Origin of the sequence: Vibrio azureus (genome assembly GCF_002849855.1) — a bacterium.
In the GTDB taxonomy this organism is placed as follows: Bacteria; Pseudomonadota; Gammaproteobacteria; order Enterobacterales; family Vibrionaceae; genus Vibrio; species Vibrio azureus.
The window spans coordinates 987449-1012262 of sequence record NZ_CP018616.1; the positions used below are offsets into that span (position 1 = coordinate 987449).

General features: G+C 41.5%; 20 protein-coding genes, 2 tRNA genes and 1 other RNA gene. 11 read left to right on the forward strand and 12 right to left on the reverse strand.

Features of this window, described 5'->3' with window-relative positions; genetic code table 11:
* Positions 1–114: 114 nt before the first annotated feature.
* Both BS333_RS04700 and BS333_RS04705 read right to left on the reverse strand, forming a co-directional pair.
* Positions 115–199, reverse strand: a tRNA-Tyr gene (locus BS333_RS04700).
* Positions 200–327: 128 nt separating this feature from the next.
* Positions 328–412 (reverse strand) — tRNA-Tyr (locus BS333_RS04705).
* Positions 413–766: 354 nt separating this feature from the next.
* On the opposite strand from BS333_RS04705, the gene BS333_RS04710 reads away from it, so the two are divergent.
* The 4 genes from BS333_RS04710 to BS333_RS04725 all read left to right on the forward strand — a co-directional run bounded on the left by BS333_RS04710 (position 767) and on the right by BS333_RS04725 (position 6355).
* Complete coding sequence (locus BS333_RS04710; RefSeq protein ID WP_021708597.1) at positions 767–1849, forward strand: efflux RND transporter periplasmic adaptor subunit; 1083 nt, start codon at positions 767–769, stop codon at positions 1847–1849.
* Positions 1849–4962, forward strand: coding sequence for a vibriobactin export RND transporter permease subunit VexH (gene vexH, locus BS333_RS04715; protein WP_021708598.1), 3114 nt, complete (start codon positions 1849–1851; stop codon positions 4960–4962). The genes BS333_RS04710 and vexH overlap by 1 nt, the downstream gene beginning before the upstream one ends.
* Before the next feature lie 175 nt (positions 4963–5137).
* Positions 5138–5452: a DUF1244 domain-containing protein gene (locus BS333_RS04720; RefSeq protein ID WP_021708599.1), complete on the forward strand. Its 315-nt coding sequence runs from the start codon at positions 5138–5140 to the stop codon at positions 5450–5452.
* Between the two features lie 162 nt (positions 5453–5614).
* Positions 5615–6355, forward strand: coding sequence for a GlcG/HbpS family heme-binding protein (locus tag BS333_RS04725; RefSeq protein ID WP_021708600.1), 741 nt, complete (start codon positions 5615–5617; stop codon positions 6353–6355).
* A gap of 87 nt (positions 6356–6442) precedes the next feature.
* On the opposite strand, the gene pbpC is transcribed toward BS333_RS04725, so the two are convergent.
* The 5 genes from pbpC to BS333_RS04750 all read right to left on the reverse strand — a co-directional run bounded on the left by pbpC (position 6443) and on the right by BS333_RS04750 (position 15794).
* Positions 6443–8599 (reverse strand): penicillin-binding protein 1C, encoded by a 2157-nt coding sequence (pbpC, locus tag BS333_RS04730; RefSeq protein WP_021708601.1) that lies wholly within the window; start codon positions 8597–8599, stop codon positions 6443–6445.
* Positions 8599–13266, reverse strand: coding sequence for an alpha-2-macroglobulin family protein (locus BS333_RS04735; protein ID WP_033003381.1), 4668 nt, complete (start codon positions 13264–13266; stop codon positions 8599–8601). The genes pbpC and BS333_RS04735 overlap by 1 nt, the downstream gene beginning before the upstream one ends.
* Before the next feature lie 257 nt (positions 13267–13523).
* A complete protein-coding gene (locus BS333_RS04740) occupies positions 13524–14006 on the reverse strand; it encodes a DUF3429 domain-containing protein (RefSeq protein WP_021708603.1) in 483 nt (160 codons plus the stop codon).
* The gene (locus tag BS333_RS04745) at positions 14003–14548 is read right to left on the reverse strand and encodes a glutathione peroxidase (RefSeq protein WP_021708604.1); all 546 of its coding nucleotides are present in this window, start codon (positions 14546–14548) and stop codon (positions 14003–14005) included. The genes BS333_RS04740 and BS333_RS04745 overlap by 4 nt, the downstream gene beginning before the upstream one ends.
* 163 nt (positions 14549–14711) lie before the next feature.
* A complete protein-coding gene (locus BS333_RS04750; RefSeq protein ID WP_021708605.1) occupies positions 14712–15794 on the reverse strand; it encodes a PLP-dependent cysteine synthase family protein in 1083 nt (360 codons plus the stop codon).
* Between the two features lie 149 nt (positions 15795–15943).
* Here BS333_RS04750 and BS333_RS04755 point away from each other — a divergent pair, with 149 nt between their 5' ends.
* Entirely contained in the window at positions 15944–16405 is a 462-nt protein-coding gene (locus BS333_RS04755; RefSeq protein WP_021708606.1) for an Lrp/AsnC family transcriptional regulator, read from the forward strand.
* A gap of 51 nt (positions 16406–16456) precedes the next feature.
* On the opposite strand, the gene tesB is transcribed toward BS333_RS04755, so the two are convergent.
* On the reverse strand, positions 16457–17317 hold the full coding sequence (tesB, locus tag BS333_RS04760; RefSeq protein WP_021708607.1) for an acyl-CoA thioesterase II: 861 nt from the start codon (positions 17315–17317) through the stop codon (positions 16457–16459).
* A gap of 265 nt (positions 17318–17582) precedes the next feature.
* Here tesB and BS333_RS04765 point away from each other — a divergent pair, with 265 nt between their 5' ends.
* The 3 genes from BS333_RS04765 (at position 17583) to ffs (ending at position 19296) form a co-directional block, all read left to right on the forward strand.
* Entirely contained in the window at positions 17583–18017 is a 435-nt protein-coding gene (locus BS333_RS04765; RefSeq protein ID WP_033003396.1) for a YbaY family lipoprotein, read from the forward strand.
* A gap of 274 nt (positions 18018–18291) precedes the next feature.
* Positions 18292–19035 carry a VP0952 family biofilm-associated protein gene (locus tag BS333_RS04770; RefSeq protein ID WP_021708609.1) on the forward strand — a complete coding sequence of 248 codons (744 nt, stop codon included), beginning with the start codon at positions 18292–18294 and terminating at the stop codon, positions 19033–19035.
* Between the two features lie 164 nt (positions 19036–19199).
* Positions 19200–19296: signal recognition particle sRNA small type (gene ffs / locus BS333_RS04775), an RNA gene on the forward strand.
* Between the two features lie 131 nt (positions 19297–19427).
* On the opposite strand, the gene BS333_RS04780 is transcribed toward ffs, so the two are convergent.
* On the reverse strand, positions 19428–19721 hold the full coding sequence (locus tag BS333_RS04780) for a hypothetical protein (protein ID WP_021708610.1): 294 nt from the start codon (positions 19719–19721) through the stop codon (positions 19428–19430).
* Between the two features lie 289 nt (positions 19722–20010).
* Here BS333_RS04780 and BS333_RS04785 point away from each other — a divergent pair, with 289 nt between their 5' ends.
* A complete protein-coding gene (locus BS333_RS04785) occupies positions 20011–20703 on the forward strand; it encodes a hypothetical protein (protein ID WP_021708612.1) in 693 nt (230 codons plus the stop codon).
* A gap of 14 nt (positions 20704–20717) precedes the next feature.
* On the opposite strand, the gene BS333_RS04790 is transcribed toward BS333_RS04785, so the two are convergent.
* The gene (locus BS333_RS04790) at positions 20718–21602 is read right to left on the reverse strand and encodes a LysR family transcriptional regulator (RefSeq protein WP_021708613.1); all 885 of its coding nucleotides are present in this window, start codon (positions 21600–21602) and stop codon (positions 20718–20720) included.
* A 117-nt stretch (positions 21603–21719) separates the two neighbouring features.
* Here BS333_RS04790 and BS333_RS04795 point away from each other — a divergent pair, with 117 nt between their 5' ends.
* Positions 21720–22391 (forward strand): type 1 glutamine amidotransferase domain-containing protein, encoded by a 672-nt coding sequence (locus tag BS333_RS04795; protein ID WP_021708614.1) that lies wholly within the window; start codon positions 21720–21722, stop codon positions 22389–22391.
* A gap of 157 nt (positions 22392–22548) precedes the next feature.
* Here the strand turns inward: BS333_RS04795 and BS333_RS04800 are convergent, their stop codons facing one another.
* Both BS333_RS04800 and BS333_RS04805 read right to left on the reverse strand, forming a co-directional pair.
* Positions 22549–22728, reverse strand: coding sequence for a hypothetical protein (locus tag BS333_RS04800; protein WP_021708615.1), 180 nt, complete (start codon positions 22726–22728; stop codon positions 22549–22551).
* A 265-nt stretch (positions 22729–22993) separates the two neighbouring features.
* Positions 22994–23884: a hypothetical protein gene (locus BS333_RS04805; protein ID WP_021708616.1), complete on the reverse strand. Its 891-nt coding sequence runs from the start codon at positions 23882–23884 to the stop codon at positions 22994–22996.
* Positions 23885–24043: 159 nt separating this feature from the next.
* On the opposite strand from BS333_RS04805, the gene BS333_RS04810 reads away from it, so the two are divergent.
* Positions 24044–24727: a hypothetical protein gene (locus BS333_RS04810; protein ID WP_021708617.1), complete on the forward strand. Its 684-nt coding sequence runs from the start codon at positions 24044–24046 to the stop codon at positions 24725–24727.
* Positions 24728–24814: the final 87 nt, after the last annotated feature.

Genomic DNA, 24814 nt, shown 5'->3' on the forward strand with positions numbered 1-24814 from the left:
CTTACTTGGCATGTGTCAATAACAGACAGTGCTAAGCGCAAACTTGAAAAGTGTTTTCCCAACACGGCTTTCCAAGCCATTCTTATGCTCAAAGGAGAAACACAAGAAGAAATATGGTGGAGGGGGACGGATTCGAACCATCGAAGGCAGTGCCGGCAGATTTACAGTCTGCTCCCTTTGGCCACTCGGGAACCCCTCCAGGGTGTTTTTATGCTTACTTAACATGTGTCAATAACAGACAGTGCAAAGCGCAAACTTGAAAAGTGTTTTCCCAACACGGCTTTCCAAGCCATTCTTATGTTCAAAGGAGAAACACAAGAAGAAATATGGTGGAGGGGGACGGATTCGAACCATCGAAGGCAGTGCCGGCAGATTTACAGTCTGCTCCCTTTGGCCACTCGGGAACCCCTCCAGGGTATTTTCATGCATCTTTCAGCATGCTTAAGAAAAGTTTTCCCAGTTCTCTTCTCAAGTGCGGGGCGAATCATAGCAAACTTGCTCTGGCTGTAAAGGGTTTTTCTTGTGTTTTTATATTGAATGCTGGCTTTTTGGGCAAAGATAGTAAAAAGTCAACATTTTGTGTGTGCTTTATACAAAGAGATACGCACTTTTTACTTGAATTTACACTACTTGACGTTGTGAAGCGTATCAACTGATAAACTATATTGAGTTTACTGTTTTTAAGTCACTTCGAGGTGCTCTGAATCAATTACCTCGGGGTTGTTTGTTTATAACATACAAAATTTCTTTATTAGTGTTGAAAATTATGAGCATAAGAGTCTGTTTATCTGTTTTAACGTTATCTATTTTAATAGTGTCGCCCAATGTTATGGCATCCAAGCGCCAACCCTCGGCTGTGACCGTGGTAACCGAAGTCGTTGAAGCCCATGAGATTAATCAATCATTATCTTTGATCGGAAAAATCAAAGCGGCACAATCTGTGGTTATCGAACCAGAAGTTGCCGGTAAGGTGAAAACAATAGTCATAAAAGCAAATCAAAATGTTGAAGAAAATCAGATGTTAATTCTTTTGAATGATGATAAAGCGCAAGCAACCTTGGCGGAGGCCAAGGCATATTTAAAAGATGAGCAACGTAAGCTGACGGAGTTTAACAAACTAGTAAAAAGAAACGCCATTACGCAAACAGAAATCGATGCCCAGCAGACCAGTGTTGCTATTGCTAAAGCTCGGTTAAATGCTGCTAAGGCTGACTTGGCTGACCTGCAGATCCGTGCTCCTTTTGCTGGTACTGTCGGTTTCGTTAACTTTAGTAAAGGGAAAATGGTCAGTATTGGCACCGAACTACTGACATTAGATAATTTGTCACAGATGGAATTGGATTTGCATGTTCCAGAGCGCTACTTATCGATGTTGTCCGTTGGTATGCAAGTTCACGCCACATCAAGTGCATGGGAAGGGCAAGATTTTATTGGCGAAGTGATTGCGATCGACACCAGAATCAATGAAGAAACATTAAATCTGCGTATCCGAATTCAGTTTGATAACCCAGCTCAGCATTTAAAGCCTGGTATGCTCATGCAAGCAGCACTGGTTTTCCCTGCTCTAAAAGCCCCGATTATTCCAGTACAAGCTCTAGAATACTCAGGGACTAAGCGTTATGTATACGTCATCGACAATCAAAATACGGCCAAACGTCAAGAAGTCTTTCTAGGCGCGAGGGTCGGTAACGAAGTTGTGATTGAGTCTGGAGTCGAAATTGGTGAAAGCATTGTTGTTCAGGGTATCGTAAACATGCGAGATGGTGTGCAAGTTAAAGAAATTGTTGCGCCAGGTAAAGTCAGCCAGAATAAGACAGCAGCGGAGCAACTTGGAGAGGGTGTGCACTGATGTTTCTCTCTGATATTTCAGTCAAAAGGCCGGTTGCCGCTTTAGTACTTAGCTTATTGCTTTGTGTATTTGGTTTTGTTTCTTTTACTAAGTTAGCCGTGAGAGAAATGCCAGATATTGAAAGTCCTGTCGTCTCGATCAGCACTCGATACGAAGGAGCCTCCGCAACCATCATAGAAAGCCAAATTACCTCGGTGTTGGAGGATCAACTATCAGGCATTAGTGGCATTGATGAGATTAGCTCAACCACTCGTAATAGCATGTCACGTATCACGATCAAATTTGAGCTAGGCTACGATCTCAATACGGGGGTGAGTGATGTACGTGATGCGGTGGCTCGAGCGCAGCGAGCACTTCCTTCTGAAGCGGATGATCCCGTGGTGTTTAAAAACAACGGATCAGGTGAAGCTTCTTTGTATATTAACCTTAGCTCGGCCGAAATGGACAGAACGCAGCTAACAGATTACGCAGAACGTGTATTAATGAATCGTTTTAGCCTTCTTTCTGGTGTTAGTTCGATTGATCTCTCTGGCGGCTTGTACAAGGTAATGTACGTTAAATTGAAGCCAGACTTGATGGCAGGTCGCTCAGTGACTGCTTCAGATATTACAGCTGCACTGCGCAGTGAAAACTTAGAAAGTCCAGGGGGGGAAGTTCGTAACGATTCTACCGTTATGTCGGTAAGAACGGCGCGCACATACAAAACACCGGAAGATTTTCAATATCTGGTGGTAAAACGGTCCAGCGATCACACGCCAATTTATTTAAAAGATGTCGCCGATGTGTTTATCGGAGCAGAGAATGAAAACTCGACATTTAAAAGTGATGGTGTCGTCAATATCAGCTTAGGTGTGATCCCACAATCTGATGCAAATCCACTAGAAGTAGCAGAAGCGGTCCGAGCTGAAGTGGATAAAATGCAGAAGTTTCTACCAGAAGGCACCCGCTTGGCCATTGATTATGATGCAACAGTCTTTATTGAGCGTTCGATTGATGAAGTATACAGCACACTGTTTATTACTGGTGGACTGGTGGTTCTTGTGTTGTACATTTTTATTGGCCAAGCTCGTGCCACATTAATTCCCGCAGTGACCGTTCCTGTATCGTTGATTTCTTCATTTATTGCAGCTTATTACTTTGGCTTTTCTATTAACCTAATCACTCTAATGGCTTTGATCTTATCTATTGGTTTGGTCGTTGATGATGCCATTGTTGTTGTGGAGAATATTTACCATCATATTGAGCGGGGAGAATCACCGCTTTTAGCCGCTTATAAAGGAACACGTGAAGTCGGGTTTGCAGTCATAGCAACAACCTTGGTTTTGGTGATGGTATTTTTGCCGATTTCATTTATGGATGGCATGGTTGGTCTTCTGTTTACTGAATTTTCTATTTTGTTGGCGATGTCGGTGATTTTTTCTTCTTTGATCGCTCTGACTTTGACTCCAGTACTTGGTAGCAGAATCCTAAAAACGAATGTGAAACCTAATCGCTTTAATCAGAGAGTCGATGCTCTGTTCGCTAAGCTGGAGAGTGGTTATCGCCGATTGTTGGCATTGGCTCTAAAAGCGCGTTGGGCTGCTCCCTTAATCATTATCGCTTGCTTAGGTGGCAGTTATGTGTTGATGAATCAAACGCCGGCCCAGTTAACCCCTCAGGAAGATCGCGGGGTTATCTTTGCCTTTGTGCGCGGAGCGGAAGCAACTTCTTACAATCGCATGTCTGACAATATGGATATTGTCGAACAGCGTTTGATGCCATTACTTGGTCAGGGATTCTTAAAGTCATTCAGTATACAAACGCCTGCATTTGGTGGTCAAGCTGGTGACCAAACTGGGTTTGTAATCATGATCCTCGATGACTGGAATGAACGCAGTTTGACCGCTCAAGACGCTTTAGGATCGGTACGGAAAGCACTTTCAGGGATCCCTGATGTGCGAGTATTCCCATTTATGCCGGGCTTTCGTGGTGGTTCAAGTGAGCCCGTACAGTTTGTCTTAGGCGGTTCTAATTACGATGAGCTTATGACATGGGCTGAAATGCTTAAGAGTAAAGCTGAGGCTTCACCAATGATGGAAGGGGCGGAGATTGATTACTCAGAGAAAACCCCAGAGTTGCTGGTATCGGTTGATAAGCGTCGTGCTGCAGAGCTTGGGGTGAGTGTGCAGGATATATCTGAAACGTTAGAGATTATGCTGGGTGGTAAAAGCGAGACAACGTTTGTCGAGCGTGGTGAAGAATATGATGTTTACTTACGAGGAGACGAAAACAGTTTTAACAATGCTGAGGATTTGAGCCAGATTTACTTACGTACTGATACCGGCCAGCTTGTTACGCTAGATACGGTGACTAAAATTGAAGAAGTCGCCGCATCAACCCGCTTGTCGCACTATAACAAACAGAAATCGATCACGATTAAAGCGAACCTTTCTGATGGTTATACCTTGGGTGAAGCGTTGGACTACCTTGATCAAGCAGCCATTGATAATTTGCCTGCGGATGTGTCAGTCAGTTACTCAGGTGAATCGAAAGACTTTAAAGAAAACCAAGCCAGCGTAGTGGTGGTGTTTGCACTGGCTCTATTGGTCGCTTACCTCGTACTTGCAGCTCAGTTTGAGAGTTTTGTTAACCCATTAGTTGTGATGTTTACCGTACCTATGGGAGTATTCGGAGGATTTCTTGGCCTTTGGGTGATGGGGCAAGGGATGAATATTTACAGTCAGATAGGTATGATCATGTTGATTGGTATGGTGACCAAAAATGGTATCTTGATTGTTGAATTTGCTAACCAATTGCGTGACCGTGGAATTGAGTTTGAGAAAGCAATTATAGATGCTGCAGCACGTCGACTTCGTCCTATATTAATGACGGCGTTCACCACGTTAGCCGGGGCAATTCCTCTGATTCTATCGACAGGGGCAGGCTACGAAAGTCGTGTCGCTGTTGGTACGGTGATTTTCTTTGGGATGGGTTTTGCTACTTTAGTGACATTGTTTGTTATTCCGGCAATGTATCGTTTGATTTCTGCCGCAACAAGAGCCCCAGGGCATGTGGAAGCAGAGCTTAATAAAGCACTGAGCCATGATAACAAAGGGCGTATCGTACACCCTTAACGCTTTGTCTATTTTTGAATTCAATATCAACGGCTAAAATCAAAACTATGTCGCCCCAATATCTTGATAGGATGTTGGGGCGATGTGCTTATCTGTTGAGAGTCTTTCTTTAAGAATCTACAATGGGCTTGGAATACACCTAGCTAATTGAATAATAGATAAAAAGGAAAATAATGTGGCCGAATTTAAATACAAAAATCTGACTCAAGAAGAACAAGATAAGCTGGATGCTGCAACATTTCGACGTCTTTTAGCTCATTTAGACGCTCACAAAGAAGTCCAGAATATTGACCTGATGATTCACGGTGGTTTTTGTAGAAACTGCTTTAGCAAATGGTATAAAGCGGAAGCAGAAACATTAGGTGTAGACTTGAATATCGATGATGCTCGTGAACGTGTCTATGGCATGACTTACAGTGACTGGAAACAGAACCATCAACCTGAAGCAACCCCAGAGCAACTTGCTGCTTTTGAAGCACGACAAAAATAGTATCTCCTATACCAGTATCTCTCCGTCGATTGTTCGACTAAATGAAGTCGAACAGTCTCAAATTATTACATATCTGTAATAGTTTTTATAAAAATGACTAATTGTTGATAAAATCATTATTAATTAATATCTAGTGGCTAACACAACTAGGAGTTAAAAATAATGAAAAAGCAAGTCTTAGCCGCACTATCTTTATCTAGCCTCACTTTTTACACACAAGCGAATGTTTGTGAGCAATTGCCCACTCATGCAGAGGTAACCGCTGCTTTAAAAAGTGTTGTTGCAACAACCAGTGATGAGAAAAATGGTGGCCTAGAGTTAAATATGTGGGGAACGGTGGTTGCTAGAGATGGCACCGTCTGTGTCGTGACAAAAACAGGGGAGCATTTTGGTGAACAATGGCCTGGAAGCCGTGTGATTTCTGCACAGAAGGCCAATACAGCAAATGCATTTAGCTTACCTAAGCTTGCACTTTCTACTGCAAACTTATGGACAGCGACACAACCTGGCGGCAGTCTATTTGGTTTGCAATTTAGCAACCCGGTCGATACTCAAGTAGCTTACAAAGGGAAGTCTAAAAACTTTGGCCAAAAAAATGACCCTATGGTAGGCAACCGTATTGGAGGCGTTAATGTTTTTGGAGGTGGTTTAGCACTTTACAACAAAGAGGGTACTATCATTGGCGGGCTTGGTGTGAGTGGCGATACCTCCTGTGCAGATCATAATATTGCTTGGAAAACTCGCGATGCTTTAAAACTGGATTACGTACCTAGTGGCGTGTCTGAATCAAATGATGACAATATTATCTACGCAAAAGATAATGGCTTTGCTCATGTGAATTGTGGAAATGGCGAGCAAGCCATTGCTATTGGTCTGCCACAGAGTTTCCCTATATCAAAATAAGTGTGGCTGATATCAAAAATTTGTAGTTTTTCAATGGTCTAAATTCAAATCGCTCTGAATCAAGCATCTTGAGGTCACTTGGGTATATTAGTGAACAGTGATTTCTATTACTTTGCAAGTGACCGTATTACAAGAGGAGATCCGGTGTTTACCATCAAGTTTATCTAGGTACAAGGAATCGCCAATCACAGCGTCATCTAGATACCAGCGAACATGTTGACTTGAAGCCCTTAAATTTAAAACTTGTCCAGGGTATGGAAAAATATGACTGCCATCCTGTGGCGTTAATATTTCAATTGTTTGTTTATTTTGGCTGGTGCTCTGACGCCATAGTGATAATGCTTTAGGCCAATGGTGTATCTGTTCAATTTGGTTATCTGAACGAAGAGTCCTTGGTGTAATGCCATCTATTGTCCAAGCTGTACGTTTGAGCTGGCATTGTGCTTTGCGCACCCATTTTGCATCCAGCCCACTTGGCCAACAAATATCGGTTTGAACCACCGCCTTCGGCTTGAGTAGGGGATGTGTATCTATAGGAAGCAAGTCAAAGACATCAAATAACAGTGGTGCGGCTTGAGTCGCTCCTGTTTGACCAGCATAGGGAGAGCCATCCGGCCTTCCGACCCATACTCCTACCGTGTAATCGGAGCTGAGCCCTAGTGCCCATGCATCCCTAAAGCCATAACTTGTGCCTGTTTTCCAAGCAATCTTTCGGCCAAATTTGGCTCTAGTGCGGTCAGGCGGTCGAATATCTTCAAGTATGGTTTTGGTAATCCATGCACTTTCTTTGGTCATAATTGAGGCTTGTTGCACGGTGTCTTGGATACTCATCCTTGGCTTGATGGCAATCCCTCCTCGGGCAAAGGCGGAATAAAACATGACCAGTTCTCGCAATGAAGAACCACCCCCTCCTAAAGCTACCGTTAAGTTGTTATTGGGCAAACGTAAGGAAGCATCTAATACCTCGAGTCGTTGAGCAAAACGTTTGACACCTAAGCGATTAAGCAAATAGACAGGGGCAATATTTTTTGAACGTTGTAGAGCTTCAGCTACGGAAATACTGCCTTGAAATTGCTGGTTAAAGTTCTTTGGTTGGTAATCACCAAAGTTTGTTGGGATATCGAGTAGCAGACTCTCAGAATGAATCAGTCCAGCCTCTAAGGCGTGAGCATAGATGAATGGCTTGAGGGTGGAACCAGGTGAGCGAACTGCTTTAGTCATATCAACATGGCCAAAACTACTGACATCATCGATATCTAAAGAACCTTTATACGCAATCACTTTTCCAGTTTGATTCTCCATCACAAGCAGTGCAACGGAAAGATTGTGGTTGAGGCCAGTAAAACGCTGAGCAATGAGATCAGAAATATTGGATTGCAAAGCACTGCCAATATAAGTGTCGATTTGCCTTGAGTTTGGATGCGCTTTTTTTAGGTCTCGCGCTAGAAGAGGTGCATCTTTTTTGATGGGTTTACGCTGTGAAAGTATCGGCTCTGGCCATAAAAGCTGATACTCCTCCTGAGTGAGCTTACCATTTTGAACCAGTCGTCTTAACACTTTATTCCGCGCATCTTTCGCCTGGTTCGGATAACGGTCAGGGCGATATCGACTGGGCCTTTGTGGCAAAACCGCCAGTAGGGCAGATTCGGTAATATTAAGCTCATGAGCAGATTTGCCAAAGTAACGCTGACTGGCTGCTTCAACTCCTTCAATGTTGCCTCCCATTGGTGCAAAAGTTAAGTAGAGCTCTAGGATCGTTTCTTTGCTGTACTGACTTTCCAGTTGTAAGGCTCTGAATATTTGCACGAGTTTACCGCTGTATGAACGTTCATAAGAATATAACAGCCTTGCAACTTGCATGGTTAATGTTGAGCCACCTGAGATCACACGCCCAGAGGTGATGCGTTGACCAATTGCACGAACCAGAGCCGATACATCGACACCGCTGTGATTAAAAAAGTGCTTATCCTCATACATCAGCAAGGTATCGATGTATGTTTGTGACACTTTATCTAAGTGGACTGGAGTACGAAATATGCCATTCTGGTCGGCAAATTGGCGCAGAACTTGTCCATCGGAGGCAAGTACATTGACCGAATGGTTGGAAGAATGAATTTGAGGCAACGGAAACGCCCAGTTAAGGGCGCTCCACATTAAGTAAATCAGCAGTGTTGTGGTGAGTACAACAGTTGTAGCGAGTACAACACTGCTAAATCGCTTCACTTTTTTTATTGCTTTGATCATTAACGCTGAATCTTGATCTTATCCGTAGAACTGGCTTGTTCGTAAATAAAACGTTCAGGCGAATACATGTCTTCGATATACAAATTGGGCAAATGAGTATCACCGGGTGTTTCTGCTCTCATTACATAATAATAATTATAGTTATGATTTGAATCGAAAGAGCCAGCGGCTACAAATCGATCATTACGATACTCGATCATTTCAGCGTCGCTGTTCTTCATTTTCAGTACGGTAAGAATATCATCTGCAGCTGTGTAGTCTGGGTGCTCAAGTACCATACCTGCGGGTAAGTAATCAATGAGCATTGCCCGAGAGATATCTTCTTCGAGTTCGAATTCTACGTTAACCACAATAAGCTCACCGACTTTGAATTTATCGGTATGTTTCTTATTTCCATGTTTGTCATAGTAGGTGCGTGCCACTTCTTTGACCTTGATACTGCTTAATAGTGACTGGGGCTCAGCAAACCCTTCGACAGATTGTGTTACATACAGAGGAGAGCCAGAGGTATTTGAGTAGTTGTCACCGATGGCGACATCAATCGGCTTTGAGACTGAGGTATCGCGACCGTTTTTATTGATATGAACTGGCTGAGTGTTGATTTTTTGCAGATCAAACCCTGCTATCATCAACGCATACTTCTCTTGTGTACTGAAATATTTGCGCTTTTTACTAAGTTGCAGCACTTTTTCTGCCGCTTCGATACGGTATTTTTCTAAATCACTATCAATAGGACCGATTTTCTCAACAGCACTGATAAGAGAGATAAGCTTAGCTGCAGAAGACAATTCAGATTCGTAATAGTTGTTTGGGCTTCTTATCCACTTTTTAGCAAACTGTTGCTGACTGCTGATGAAGAAACGTTGACCGGTTTTCATATCGCCAAGCAGAAAGAAAGTGGCCCCCAATTGGGCTTGACTTAAACTGCTATTAGCCGATAAACGCTTAAGGTAGGTTGCGGCATCAGATAGCGTGATCTTACCATGTGACGCCAGTATATAGCCGATATAAGCTTTATCTTCGGTTGAAGTTGTTGAATCCCTGAGGTGTTTTTTGGCTCGTTTTACTGCTCGAGAAACCATCTTATCTGAGAGGATCTCAGGGTATTGATTTTGTGTCTCTAATAAAAAGTTTGTCACATAAGCCGTTAGCCAAGGCTCTTCTATCGAGCCTTTGTTCCATAAGCCAAATCCGCCTGATGATTTCTGAGCACCCGCAAGACGTGAGATCGCTTTTATCAACATCTCTTTAGAGGACGCTTCAGCCGTCACTTGCTGCTTTAATGTTTGCAAAGAAGGTTCATTGCTCAGCCAAGGGTAGGCTTTACTCGTAGTTTGTTCGACACAACCATAAGGATAGCGGTAAAGCCCTTGTGCAAAGGCCAGTGGATCAAATTGTGGTGAACGACTAAACAAAACGGTACTTTTGCCACGGAGAATCGGTAAGAGGCCATCCCACTGTGACTGAGCAATGGCCAATGTATCACCAGTGGCTAAGTGCTTTGTTGTTTGTTTGGTGACATAAGGAGTAGCCGAGCGAACTGGGACGCGCCAATCTCGAGTCACACTATAAACTGGGCTCTCTACCGACAGTGTGAAAGTGGAAGTAGCAATGTTACTACCAACTCGAATATCGACAGGAAAGGCTGCGCTTTTATTTGGTGCCAGTTTAACTGTTTGCGGCGTAGCTCCTATCAACTCCACACCATCTTTCGCCGTCAAGCTCAAGGTGATGGTTTGTGTCTCATCGGTTTGGTTAGAAGCCTCAAGCATCACCTGACTTTTGCTGCCCGTTGCAAAGAAACGAGGAACTGAAAGCTCTGCGACAATAGGAGCAACCACTTTTACATCTTTCACTTGATGGCCGAATTGTTCACCGTCGATAACGGTGGCCACAACCTGAACTTCACCATTGTAATCGGGTACATCGATTTTAATTTTTGCTTCGCCATTGCCATCAAGGCGAATTGGTGCAAAGACATGGTTGAATGTTTTACTTTCAACAAGATCATCAAGCGGCCTATTATTTCCTCCATCCATATCGCCACCATAGCGATGAGTGATGAATGAAGAAGGTCGCGTTTCAAACTGACGTGAATAAAGGTCGACCAAATCTGCATTCATGCGTTTTTGACTATAAAACCAATCGAAGATATCAGGCACCTTATAGCGAGATAGGTTGATAATACCTTTGTCGGCAATTGTTAATACTACATACGGTTGCTGCAACGAGTGACTACTTTTGGCTTTAACCGTTACCCATTGTGTAGTGAATGGCTCAAACTTTTCTGGCGTAACGACTTCAACATCCAGCTTCCGATCTTCTCTGTATAGTTTCACGGGTTGGACTGCAATCAAGCGGCGAGTATAAGATTTTTCGGTGTTAATCAAAGTCGCAATTAAATATAGGTCATGCCTTTCGAGTGAATCCGGTATTTGAATTTGAGTGGTGAGTTTTCCTGACGTGTTCACTTGTTTCTGTTGGTAAGTTTTATCACCGACTAATTCAAGAGTGACATTTCCAGAAACAGGGGAGTTGATCTCAATATTGATATCCTGACCGTTTTTATAGCTCTTTTGATCTAAAGACAGCGCTAATTGGTCTGGTTTTACCGGAATCTGAGCTTCACCTTCACGCCAACCGACGTAAAAGCTGTAAATCGTTTCTTGGCCATCTGGAGAAGTCGCGGTAATACGATAATCACCCCACTCCACAGGTAAAGAGATTTCTTGTGGCTTGATGTTAAGAGGGAGTTGCTTAAACTCTTCGAGACGCCACTCATTATCTTGCCTCAGATCCCAACCAGAGTTCTCATTGTAGACCCAATAGTAGCCACCTCTATTGCGCTCAAATTTTATAGTCGCTTTACCTTCTATTGCTTTGCTGCCGTCATGATTGAGTAAGAGCAATGAGAAGTCAGCATTATCAAAATAGTCGAAATTGTCTGCTGTGGGGCGAATGCCAACAACGGACTTTTGGTTAGTGACTAATAAGCGTTTTATACGAGTGGTTGTTGCCCCCCCAGTTTCGAAGAGTTGACCATTAACCGTCAGGCGAGCAGGGCCATCCAGTACATCCCTATCGATTGGATCGAGTTCGATCTCGGCTTGCCCTTCGATATCGAGTTTGATGTCGATTTCTTCAGGTGCCTCATATGAACTTATATAGTGCTGTTTACCAACATAATAGCTTTTGAATTTCCCAGGAAAATGGTCAATAGAGCGGAGTACAGTTGAGGCAATAAAGCGGTTTTCGGATGCTGGTTGACCAAATAGGTAACGGCCCGACACTTTTGCGTCTAAGACTTCTCCTGCGATAACCTGTTCAGGTAATTCAATGTCTAAATCCATGCGTTCGGGAGTGAATTCAGCGACATTAAAGAAAAACTGCCCCAGATTTACATTGCTGCTAGGGTTTGTTTTGACTGTTATGGCCCATTTACCTAGCTTTGCAGTTTTTGGTATAGAAAATTCAAACGTAAATAAGCCAGAGACAATCTCATCCAGTGTTTGAGATAAGGCAGTACTGCCATCCGGTTTAATCACTTCGACAAAGAGGTTCTTCTCATCAGAAAGGTGTCCATTGGCTTTTCTTAACACAATATTCGTTGAGAGTGTCTCTGCGGGTTTCAATAAATCACGATTGGAGAAAACAAATGCGCCAAGTTCTTTTTGCTGATTACCTGTGATAGTGAAGTCAGAGAGATCCAAAGGGACTTCTTTCATGGGTAGAACAGCCATACGTCCTGCTTGTTCAACCACAATAATATCTGTATCGGCTCTCTCTTTATATTCAAATTGTGCAAAGCCATTACTCAACGAGGAAGTGGAACGTATACCCTTTTCACTGATGACGGAAACCTTGCCTTTTGCTAGTGGTTCACCGGTGCGTAAATCCATCGCCTGAATAGAGGCCGATTGTTCGAATAATTTCGCTTGAAGGCCAATGTCTGAAAGTAAAACTTGAACAATATCGGGGTCTTCAAATGAGTTAGACGGTTTTATTGTGATGATGTACCAACCATTTTCCAATTCACTCGGTAAGGTGAGATTAGCAAGTTGAGACGCATTAGGGCGACTTGGTGGTAATTTGAACGTGATATCCGTTTGATGTGCAAAATTCTTTCTCAGACGATTAGCGCGCCAAGAATGAAGTTTATTAGTATAGAAATATTCGCTAAACAGTTCAGGTATATTATTGACCTTGTAAATCGATAAACTGGCGGCCGTCGCGTTGATTGTTTCAACAGGGATGGCCCGATCACCACTTGCATTAACAAACGGACCATTTCCAATTAGACGAATACTTGGTGAGGTTTCATAAATGGAGACCGTTTCATATTCGTCCAAGCCACTTTTACGCTCGTTTTTTTTGAGAGAAATTTCGTATTCGCCTATACCATATTTTTCAATGTGGAAGTATTGAAATGAATGATCAGAGGAAATCCTCCAATCTGGCACGATATCCACATCGTCTTTTTTTACTGGAAGATTAATGGCGGTTGATGTGCCTTCCAGTTCGACAATAATACTGTTTTTATTATCTATTTTACCTTCTGATAGGTGCGTAATGGTCGAGGCGAATAGGCTGGCTGATGTGGCTAAATTGAAACAAAGCCACACCATGGTAAGTAGGGAAAATCGCATGGTTGTCATCTTATTGTGCATTCCGTTAATTAACCAAAATAGAGGAACTCGCCTTTCATCCATAGGCGGGTGGTAATGTTATCAATTTACAATGTTTATGGTTAATTATTTTTGGAGACTTGGGTATATATATGGCTATAGGATTATTAGAATGTTATCAAAAAATATGCCACATTTATTCTTAATTTATTCAATGACTTATGTTGATTAAAATGATAAATAAAACCAGTTGTTGTAAAAGAATCCAAGATGTTGGTAGGAATGCTAAAAAGTTAGCTTCATAAAAGTACCGTTAAACACATAAAGCTGTGCAATAACACCACAGACACAGTCAGTTTTGTTCTCATTGCAGCATAATCAGCAAGAGCCAAATTGTGCTCTATGCTACAAAGCTTCGTTGATTTTTCAGCGCGCCAGACGGTGATATAACCAAAAGCGAGAATCACAATAGGAGATAAGAAATCTTGATTGCTTAGTAAAAGTGAGAACCAAGCCAGTAAAGCCATCATGTTGCTTAACAGTAATAGCCTAGAGCTTGAGTGAAGATGTGGGTTGGTAATGGCTGTACCCCACAAAATACCGGATAAAAAGCTTAAAATCACCACACTGTAGGTAACGAAGATAATTTCTCCACTGTAACCAAGTATATGTTTATCAATAATGGATAATACTAGGCCGCATACAAAAGGGACAAGGCCCATAAAACCGAGTATGTGCATCACATTCGTTGGGCGAGCTCTCTCTAGATGTAAATCATTCATAATTGTTGCTCAACAGCATGGGTTATTGATTGTCCTGTCGGAGAAGTAGAACTAGGGAAGATCGCCACGACTTGACCATGCTTATCGATAAGATATTTATAGAAATTCCACTTAGGGGTGACATGAGCTTGCTGCATAATGTTGGCAAAAACTGGATTGGCCTGACTGCCGGATAATGATGTTCTAGCCATCATTGGGAAGGTCACACCATAATCTAGGTAACAAATATTGGCTGTTTGCTTTTCGCTTCCTCTGTCTTGATGAAAATCATTACTGGGAAAGCCAATAACAGCGAAGCCTTTATCTTTGTAGGTTTGATAAAGTTGTTCAAGTTCTTTGAACTGTGAAGTATAACCACATTGACTGGCAGTATTGACCACGAGCAAAGTTTTACCTTTAAACTCATCGCATAGATTGATGGTTTTGTTTGAGTTGAGTAATCGCTGCTCGACATTAAGGAGCTCAGGACAATTGGCGGCAAAAGAGTAGGGTTGAAGAAAAATTGCCAGAGCGAAAATTGATAAAAATGAAGTACGAACCATTTGACCCCCTAATTGGGTGAATTTGGCTGTTCATACTCTAGATTGGCAGGAAATGATCACTTACATGATGCATTCCATGCCATTATTTAACGATAGTACAGCCTGTCTATTTTCAATTGATACTGTGCCCAAGTAGCTCTAGGAGGCTTGATTTAGAGTAAGGTCACTTAGGTGTATGTAGCCCGGCACAGCCTTTGCGTTGTATTTCTGCGAGCATGTCTAAGTAAGGCTGAATATCACCAATGTTATTTTCAACCCAATCCTGGTTGTAGTATGTCTCCAGATAACGCTCTCCAGAATCACACAAAAGGGTGACGATAGAACCGGATTCACCCCGCTGCTTCATTTCACAAGCGAGTTGTAGCACCCCAAATAGATTCGTGCCTGTCGATGGGCCAACTTTTCTGCCAATCAAATCAGATACCCAGTATGCAGTTGCTACGCTAGCGGTATCAGGGATCTTGCGCATTTCATCCACGACGCCCGCAATGAAACTCGGTTCAACACGCGGGCGACCAATACCTTCAATACGGCTACTTGCTTCGATATTTACTTTGGTATTGCCTGATTGGAAATAGTCGAAGAACACCGAATTATCTGGGTCGACAACACACAGTTTGGTATCGTATTTTTGATAACGAATGAATCGACCTATGGTTGCAGAGGTGCCGCCTGTGCCAGGGCTCATTACGATCCAAGTAGGAATCGGATACTGTTCTAATTCCATTTGAGTGAAAATAGAGTTGGCAATGTTATTATTTCCGCGCCAGTCCGTTGCTCGCTCAGCATAGGTGAACTGGTCCATGTAGTGACCATTCAGTTCCTTAGCTAATCGACGTGATTCTGCATAAATTTGATCAGTGCGTTCGACAAGGTGAGCTTTCCCGCCATAAAGTTCAATTTGTTCGATCTTCTTTCTGGCGGTACTTTTTGGCATGACAGCGATAAAGGGTAAGCCCAGTAAGCGTGCAAAATAAGCTTCTGATACGGCAGTACTGCCTGAGGAGGACTCAATCACTGTGGTTTCTGGACCAATCCAACCATTACAAATAGCATACAAAAACAGAGAACGAGCAAGACGGTGCTTTAATGAGCCAGTAGGGTGAGTGCTTTCATCCTTGAGATAGATGTCAATGCCTTCCAGAGAAGGAAGATCAAGCTTAAATAGATGCGTTTCTGCAGATCGTTGAAAATCCGCTTCGATTTTGCCTATCGCATTATTAATCCAATTATGGTCGGTACACATTAATTACTTCCTCTGAAAGGTAAGGGGAGCCCCAAATAAGCGATTATCTGGGTATAATCTAACTATAAATCCAGAGAAAAACTTTGCTATGATTACTCACTAATTGGTCATTTTTGGCAAATTTTTCCACATAAAAGGCATTTTTTGGTATGGCATTAGATAAAACGGACACAATGTTGCTTTCTCTGCTTCAGGCTGATGGCACCATGTCACTTAATGAACTTGCGGAAAGGGTGAATCTAACAACCACACCGTGTTGGAAACGGCTGAAAAAGCTTGAGGACGAAGGTTACATTGAAAAGCGTGTTGCCTTATTGAACGCAGAAAAACTTGAACTTTCATTCATTGCGTTTGTTCAGTTAAAAACCAGTGATCATTCTGAAGATTGGTATCATCACTTTGTTACAACAGTCAGTGATTTCCCTGAGGTGATGGAGTTTTATCGAATGGCGGGAGATTATGACTACATGATGAAAGTGGTGGTGAAAGATATGAAGTGCTTTGATGAGTTTTATAAACGTTTAGTTAATAGCGTGAAGGGGCTCTCTAATGTGACTTCGACCTTTGCGATGGAACCGATCAAATACACCACAGAACTGCCGATTAAGTAGTGCCTACCCAGAGGGTGCGATCTTCCACATCACTCTGGTGGAAGGCCAATATTATCGGGTATAACGCATCACGCCTTCTTGAACTGCAGTGGCAATTAAATCACCTTGTTGATTATAAAGTTCACCGCGCACTAACCCACGCCCATTACTGGCGGTTGGGCTTTCGATGGCAAATAGGAGCCATTGATCCATTCGGAACGGGCGATGAAACCAAATTGAATGATCAATGGTTGCGACCTGAAAATTGGGGGTAAGCAAGGAAACTTGGTGGGGGTGCAAAGCCGTCACCAAGAAGCCCCAATCTGAAGCGTAAGCAAGTAAATACTGATGAATTAAATGATTATCTGGCATGGAACCGTTTGCACGTATCCACAAGTATTGCTTTGGTTCAGCTTTTTTGGGTTCTAAAGGGTTGATAATGGTGACAGGGCGAGTCTCAATCGGTTTTTCACAGCACACGGTTTTGCGCAATTTTTTAGGCAGAAACTCAGCAATATGGCTAGCAAGTTCTGTTTCTGACGAAAAATGCTCAGGGCCAGGGATATCTGGCATCGATCTTTGATGTTCAAAACCTGCTGCTTCACCATGATAAGAGGCAGTGAGATAAAAGATGGGTCGACCATTTTGTATTGCTTTTACTCGACGGGTACTGAAGCTTCTGCCATCACGTAATTTCTCGACATCATAAATGATCGGCTTTTCAGGATCCCCCGGGTATAAAAAATAACTATGAAATGAATGCACGGTTCGAGCTTCATCAACCGTATATCTTGCCGCTGAAAGGGCTTGACCTAACACTTGGCCTCCATACACCTGTGGTAAACCCAAGTTCTGACTTTGTCCCCGAAATAAGCCTTCTTCTAGCTTTTCGAGTTTTAGCAAGCAAAGCAATTCTCTCAATGGTTTACTCATGATTTTTCCTCACCGTTATTCGTATTCTTTGTTTATTATTATACCCAAGTAATTCCAAGATGCTGCGTTCAGCGAGATGACCTTAGCTCTAAGGCGCGGCAACGATTCGAAGATATAGTGGTTCTACATTGAGAACCGTTAACAACGTCTAAGAGTTTAGGGCACTCGCCCTTTGGGAGCGTGTCACTGAGTCGAGTCACTTTGTCATGAACACATGTTGAGGATAAGCATGAAAAAAACAGTTAACATCAACAAAAAATCAAACATCAAAAAAGTTGCCTTATTGGCTGCTTCGCTATTTTATGGCGCTACACTTGTCGGTTGTAAGGTGTTACCCACTCAAAATGAAGTATCTGCGGAGGTCACTATGAAAATGATTACCGGTACCATTGCCTACAGAGAGCGTATTGCCCTGCCTGATAACGCGTTGGTGACGGTGACACTTGAAGACGTATCTTTAGCTGATGCACCCGCGGAAGTATTAGCATCACAAAGCTTCACTACCGATGGGCAGCAGGTACCTATTGCGTTTGAATTGAGCTATGACAGTAATGATATTCAGCCTAATCACCGCTACAGCTTGAGAGCCCGCATTGATGTGGATGGCCAACTGCGTTTTACCACCGATAGAAATTTTGCAGTGATCACTGACCAACATAGCACTCATAATGTTGCCATGCGTCTTGTCGGCGTAAGATAACACCCTGATATCGTTGAATCGTTGCGGTGCCTGAAAGCCAAGGTCGCCTTAGTTCGGGCGACCAATTAAGGGTATTTGGACGTTAATTATCCTGAATACCTTCAATGTGAAGTCCAATTATTGCGTTTCGAGTCTCATTAAAACATTTGGCATAGACTTTGTTTGAGTTTTTGCGGCATTGTTGCAAAGACTTAGGCCAAAAAGTAAACCATAATAAAAGTGTTAGCTTTATTTTGCCAAGGAAGAGCATGCAATGAGGTTGCTAGGAGGCTCGATGATTTATTCGATTATTCAATTTGCTGTGACGGCTTTTCTGGTTGTGGTTGGCACCCATGCCCTTAACCTCGGTCGTGACGACCTCCCCGTTTTAGCCTTAATTATCCCGGCCTTGTGGATTCTGCCAGAACGAAGCCGGACAGGGTTAATATTATTGGGAGCGATGGCCATATATGGGGTAACGTTATCCATTCAGCCATTAGCGCTATCGATATCTGTTCTTGTTTTGTTCCCTTTACTTATGGTGGTATTTTCCAAGCGCAGCTCGTTGGGCGTTTTGATCACCAGTGCTTTGATTGTAGTAACGTTAAAAATAGGCATTATGGTCACTCAGCACGCCGGAAAACTTGATGGTTCCGTTTGGGCAACGTGTATACAAACTTTTGTTGTGATGGTGATGTGGTGGGCCGCGACAAATTGGCAACCGACAAGTCAGCGTCGCTGGTGGTCACTGTTATTATTATTGCCTCTTTGGTTGGCAGGGTTGAATTATGCTGTGCTTCTATCCCTAAGTTTGATTGGTATTTTGGCAACGGTAGAGACTTTGATGAAAACACAGCAATCAAAAGACTGGGGAAAACTGCTTTGTTGGACATTGCCAACGGTGGGTTTTGCAACCTTGGTGGTTATGCCTAATATTCAGGTACCCAGTCCGGTATTTGTAGTTTGGATCTGTTTGTTGGGGACTGCTTGGATGACGGATTACATTTTACGCAGTGGTGATGAGCCCACCGAGTTTTAGATGCTTGAGAGGACTTGGGAATAATATCTACTTGAATTGATGCTGTTTTGTTCAATCAATAGCGAAAAAGAGAAATAGCGCATCTTTATACTTGCAATCTTCACCTTGATACTGAATAATCCCCACATCAGCTGAGACGCAGTCTCGCTAAAAGAATTATGGGGCCTTGGTCCTCTCGCAACAATAGCTCGTGAACTCGGTCAGGTCCGGAAGGAAGCAGCCGCAGCGAGTGACTTGTGTGCCGGGATGCGGCTGGGGTCCCACCCATTGAAAAGCCTGCAATTTTATTGAAAATTGCAGGCTTTTTTGCTTTATAGGCCAAGAAAAATAACAGGCCTGTTTGATTAACAAGCCTCAGTGGAATTAAACCGATTCACTTGACCGAGCTGAACCTAATCGCAACCACCACCGCCACTGTCTCCACCGCCACAGCTATCACCGCCTCCACTATGGGAGCTACCATCACTGCAATAGGAGTCAAAACCACTTTGTTTGGTGTCATACTCATTAGTTTCAAAATCATGCGTAGACGCCTTATTGGAGTTGAAAGAATTTGTACTTCCAGAGGTATTTCGAGTACATGCATAAATGAGAGCACTAAAAAGGCCAAGAATAATTGAAATATGCCCATAGCCTGTAATTAATAATAATATACCTATAATTAATACAAATTTTAATAATTTCATTATTCGTTCCAGAATTCTTGTTTCATTAAGTCAAGTGAAGTTGAGTATTCTGGATCAATATTTTAATAAAAACAATAGTAATTATATCGGTTTTCATAAGGTAAATAATGGCGCCAATTGTAGTGGTGAAAAATAGGAGTTTATTTTCTCTCACCTTTAGTTTTTTCTCATAATGAAATACTTTAGTTGATGGCAATGTTGAAGTTAAGAATACTTTTCGTCAAAATGATGCGTGAAATAAGTTCTGATTATTTAAAAAAGGATAAACTAAGAGAGGAGATAACGTCATATGGCATTTATAATAAAAGAAACAAAGCTCAAGGTGCTACCCGTAAGTATTGTTAAAGAGGAAGAGTTTTATCAACCTTATCCAGCAAAGGATGCTGTTTTATTTGACACTGAAACACTGATTCCAATTGGACTCTTATCATATCGTCAATTTGAAGAAAATAATAATGAGAGCATATTTATAGCTGTTCCTAATTTACAAGGTATTTTTGATGGTGATTATGCCTTTATAACATATTCATTGACTAACCAAGGATGGAAGCTTGATAATGAATATATCAAAGATACGGATTACAAAATTGAAAATAATTACATTGAGTACTATTTAAAGTCCGTATCTTTTTATAACCAGTATAAGTATGTCTCACATCCATCAGAAAATAGTAGTAAAGAGATCTTGTTTGAACTTGGTGGTCAACCTCCACTAGGTCAGAACTGGGATGCGATGTTATACGATGAAATGGCAGAAAACCCGGAATTAGATCATTACCATGATGTTATGGAGGAGGGGGGTGAAGCTGAGTTTGAAAAAATGAGTACCAGAGAAATTACTTACTTTAATGAGGAGCTAGAGAAAGAGTTCATATACATAGGTATGTTTAGTTTTGACACCTATTTAGATGGTGGTGGTGAGTGCATTGTCTTCTATCAACCAGAACTAAAGAAAGTAATGATCGTTCCTGAGTTTTCTTAATTAAATGGTGGCTGTCATTCCTGCCATTTTTCAAAATGCTCAAGTAGGAAATTGATAGCCAATCTTGCTCTTAATGGTAAAAAATGACGATTTTGATAAACAATCCAACTGCTATTACCGCTTCCCCAATAAGGCTTAAGAATTGGAATTAAACGACCTGATGAAATGGCATCACCGAAGCTACTTTTGGGCAAGTAGGCCACACCTAAGCCCTCTAAGCAAGCTTGCAAAACGGTATTCACATTATTGCTTCTCCACCTTCCTTGCACTTTTACGCCATCTAAAGGCTTATTATCTTTCTCAAATAACCAGATTTCTTGGTTAGCGACAATACAATGATGATGCTTTAAATGCTCTGGATGGGTAAGAGAACCATGCTCATCAAGGTAGCTCTGACTCGCCGCTGCAGCCATTGGCCTGTCGACGAGTTTTCTTGCGACCAAACCTGAATCATTTAACCTTCCGTAACGGATAGCAAAATCAAAACCATCCTCGATGAAGTTTATCATATTGGTGTTGAAGTTGATTTCTACCGTGAGATTAGGATGCTGTTTGGCAAACGCCATTAAAGCAGGTGCTACGTGATTTTCAGAGAACGCCCCTGCAGCACTCACTCTTAAAGTTCCACTCAATTGTGTTTGTTGTGTTGTCAGTCGCTCATTTGCTTGTTGTAGACCAATTACCAGTTCTTTGCATTGATGGTAATACGCTTGCCCAGCCTCAGTTAAGCTTACCATTCTGGTTGAACGCGCCAACAAAGCAACACCTAATCGCTTTTCTAATCTAGTCACCTGACGACTGACATGACTGGTACTGCAACCTAATTTTTTGGCCGCTGCAGAAAACCCTGAACTCTCTGCAACCATAACAAATTCGTTGATACCCTCAAAACTGTCCATAACCACCTTTGCTATATAGCAATAATGTTTTGTTGAATCTGTATATTATCACTTATTTGATTGGCAATTAGTATAGGTATGGTCAACAAACACACCGAAATCAACAAGGAAATCTTTATGAAGAAAGTACTCATCATTGTGACAAACCATGCAACATTGGGTGAAACCGATCAAGCAAATGGAACTTACGCACCAGAGCTTACTCATGTGCTTAGCGAGCTCCTCGTTGGTGGCTTCGAATATGATATTGCCTCTATTAAAGGAGGTCAGGCTCCATTGTACGGAGTAGAGATTGAAGGTGATGAGGTCAATACGCGTATCCTAGCGGATGATGATTTTCAGAATCGTGTCAACAATACGATTCCAGTATCACAGGTTCGGGGTGAGCATTATGATGCGATCTTCTATCCGGGTGGTTTTGGTCTTCTTTCTGATCTAGCAAGCAATGGTGATTTCGCAGAAATCTCAGCTAAGCATTATGAAGAAGGTGGTATATTAGTTTCTGTTTGCCATGGTCCCGCCGCGCTTTTACCGATTACATTAAGTAATGGTGAGAAGCTGCTGGCGTCAAAGTCGGTGACAGGTTTCACTCGTGAGGAAGAGATTGATTTTGGCACCATCAATGATATTCCGTTCTTACTAGAAGAATCTCTTGCACGCGCTGCAGCGCGCTACTCTAAAGTTCAACCATGGAAAGAATTTGTTATTGTTGATGAACGAGTGATCACAGGTCAAAATCCAACCAGCGCACATGGTGTCGGTAGAGCATTGGTAAAACTATTGGCGTAAAAGAACGCCATATCTATCCAGCTCAGTGTGGGCTGGATAATCAATTCGCCATACTTACTCAAGACCGATAGCGTATATCGCTCTTCCGCTTAAGAGCATAAAATATCTCACCAAAACGACTTTCATCAATATTCTTGTTTTCTCATCGGATACAGTGTTAGTTGCCATCAAAAGAGATCAACTCGACTTCAAGCTTTACACCAAAATAGTGTAAAGATAAGCGAGGGACTTTTGAAAAGGCAGATTTTTTATTCAGTTCTTCAATCAAGTCTGCCATGAAGTTCTTAACAGGCTGTTCCGCTTCAGCTAAATGACTTTCTAATAAATTATTCTTCATTATTTTATCCAAAGTAGTTCTTGCTTAAAATGTAGTCATATCGAAGGTGAAAATTAATGTTATAATTATTTTTACTACATGTTGAATACATAAATATTTGCAACCCATAATTGAATTTGTAATTAAAGTCAGATAGATCATTGCTTCTAATTACAAATCTGATTTTTCATTTTCACTGCGAATTGAGACAATGTTGCTATTTTTGGTTGAATCATTCAAGCCATATCCATGCGTATTTAAGTCAATCAATTTTCACTTTACCTTGCTATGTCTTACTTTTTATATATATATCTGATAGTGATGTTATTATTTCAGATGCACATAGCTTTCGTTCATTACTCAGCAATCTAAATGACTCTAATGTCAACGAATCTCGAATATGCTGACGTTGACGTAATTGATAAAACTGAGGAAACTGTCTCATCTCAGAGGTAAAATCTGCGTGTGATGCAAGTTCAAAACCAAACTTTATTCGATATCCGATTGATACCGAAAAGTCTCGTGCTTGCTTATCATCTTCCAATAATAAATATTGCTTCTCTGTTAATCCAAGAACACGAGCTATAAGGTTAATCGATATGTTTTTCTCTTCCCTAAATCGCTTTACTGTTACCGCAACGGAACGGTAGTAATCAATAGCAAACTCATTGATGTCAAGTACCTTAGGTGGGAGTAAATCATCTGGATTCGATAAGTGTTTAACGGAAGATAACAATTTCGCTCGAAAAGCATAGAAAGCATCTTGCGCTACTGGATCCATTAGACTGGTAATTAACTGAAGACAAATGTCAAACTGTTCTGCAGGCAAACGACCAACACGGTATAAGGCTTTTATTGCACTTTCATCAAGACCCCAATTATGATTCTTGATGTTGAGAGCATAATAATAACTCATCATAGGTACCATCATTACCCATGACATAGCCGCAACAAAATGAATGGGGCGTATGGAACGATAGCTTTGCTGCATATAACGTCGTAATGTTCCTTGATTTAAACCACTCACTTTGCTTTCTAGCTCGTCAAACGTCATTCCTTGTGCTCTTCTCACAAATGACATGGCTATTGCCATATCACTATCGATGGTACTAAAGTGTGAATCTAGCATGCGAATTTTTTCATTTGATACAATAATGGCTTTTTCTTTGATGCTCATTTTTCTTTCAGAAAGAGTTTTTAGAATATATAAAAAGTAATGATGTACGTTTAGATAAAAAATTACAAATAAAATTGTGTTGACTTGTTCTTCTATTAAGTTAAAAGTATCTTGTTAAAATTAAATGAGTCAGTAATTTGAAGATGTTTTGGAGTAAATATGGCTTTTACTATTAAAGATACGGAAGTTAAGGTGACTGAAAGAGAAATTTTTCATGATGAGAATGAGTATACTTCATTTCCAACCACTGCCTTAGTAAACTTTGAGCAGGATGAGCTAATCCCAATAGGGCTATTGTCATATCAGTTGTTTGATAGCAGTTCTTGTGATGCAATCCTAATTGCAGTTCCAAACCTTCAAGGTATACCGGATGGAGATTATGGGCCAATAACATATTCATTTATTGGTGAAAAAAGCAGGTGGAAGTTAGATAATGAATTTATTGAAGACCCGAAGTTGGATGAAGAATATTTAGAAAATTATGAAAGTGCTCGTGATTTCTACCTTAAAAATAATTACATAATGGAATATCGAAGCAATAGTCCATTATTTACTCTTGGTGGTCAGCCACCATTAGGTCAGAACTGGGACTCTATTTTATACAATGAAATGGGCGATAACCCTGAACTAGATTATTATCACGATGTTACCAGTAATATCAATGATCCTAAATTTGAGTATATGAGTACTCGAGAAATTGTGTATTTAGATGAACGTGATGAAAAAGAATATGTATTCCTAGGTAGTTTTAGAGATATTCCCTATTTAGACATGGCTGGTAGTATTATGGTCTTTTATCAGCATGAGCTAAAAAAGGTAATGCTCGTTGTGGAATATGATTAATTCCTTTTAATCACGTCCTTTAGATTGGCGAGCGTTTCTTACGGTGCAAATTACGATATCGAGTTATCGAGCACCATTTGTTGGGTA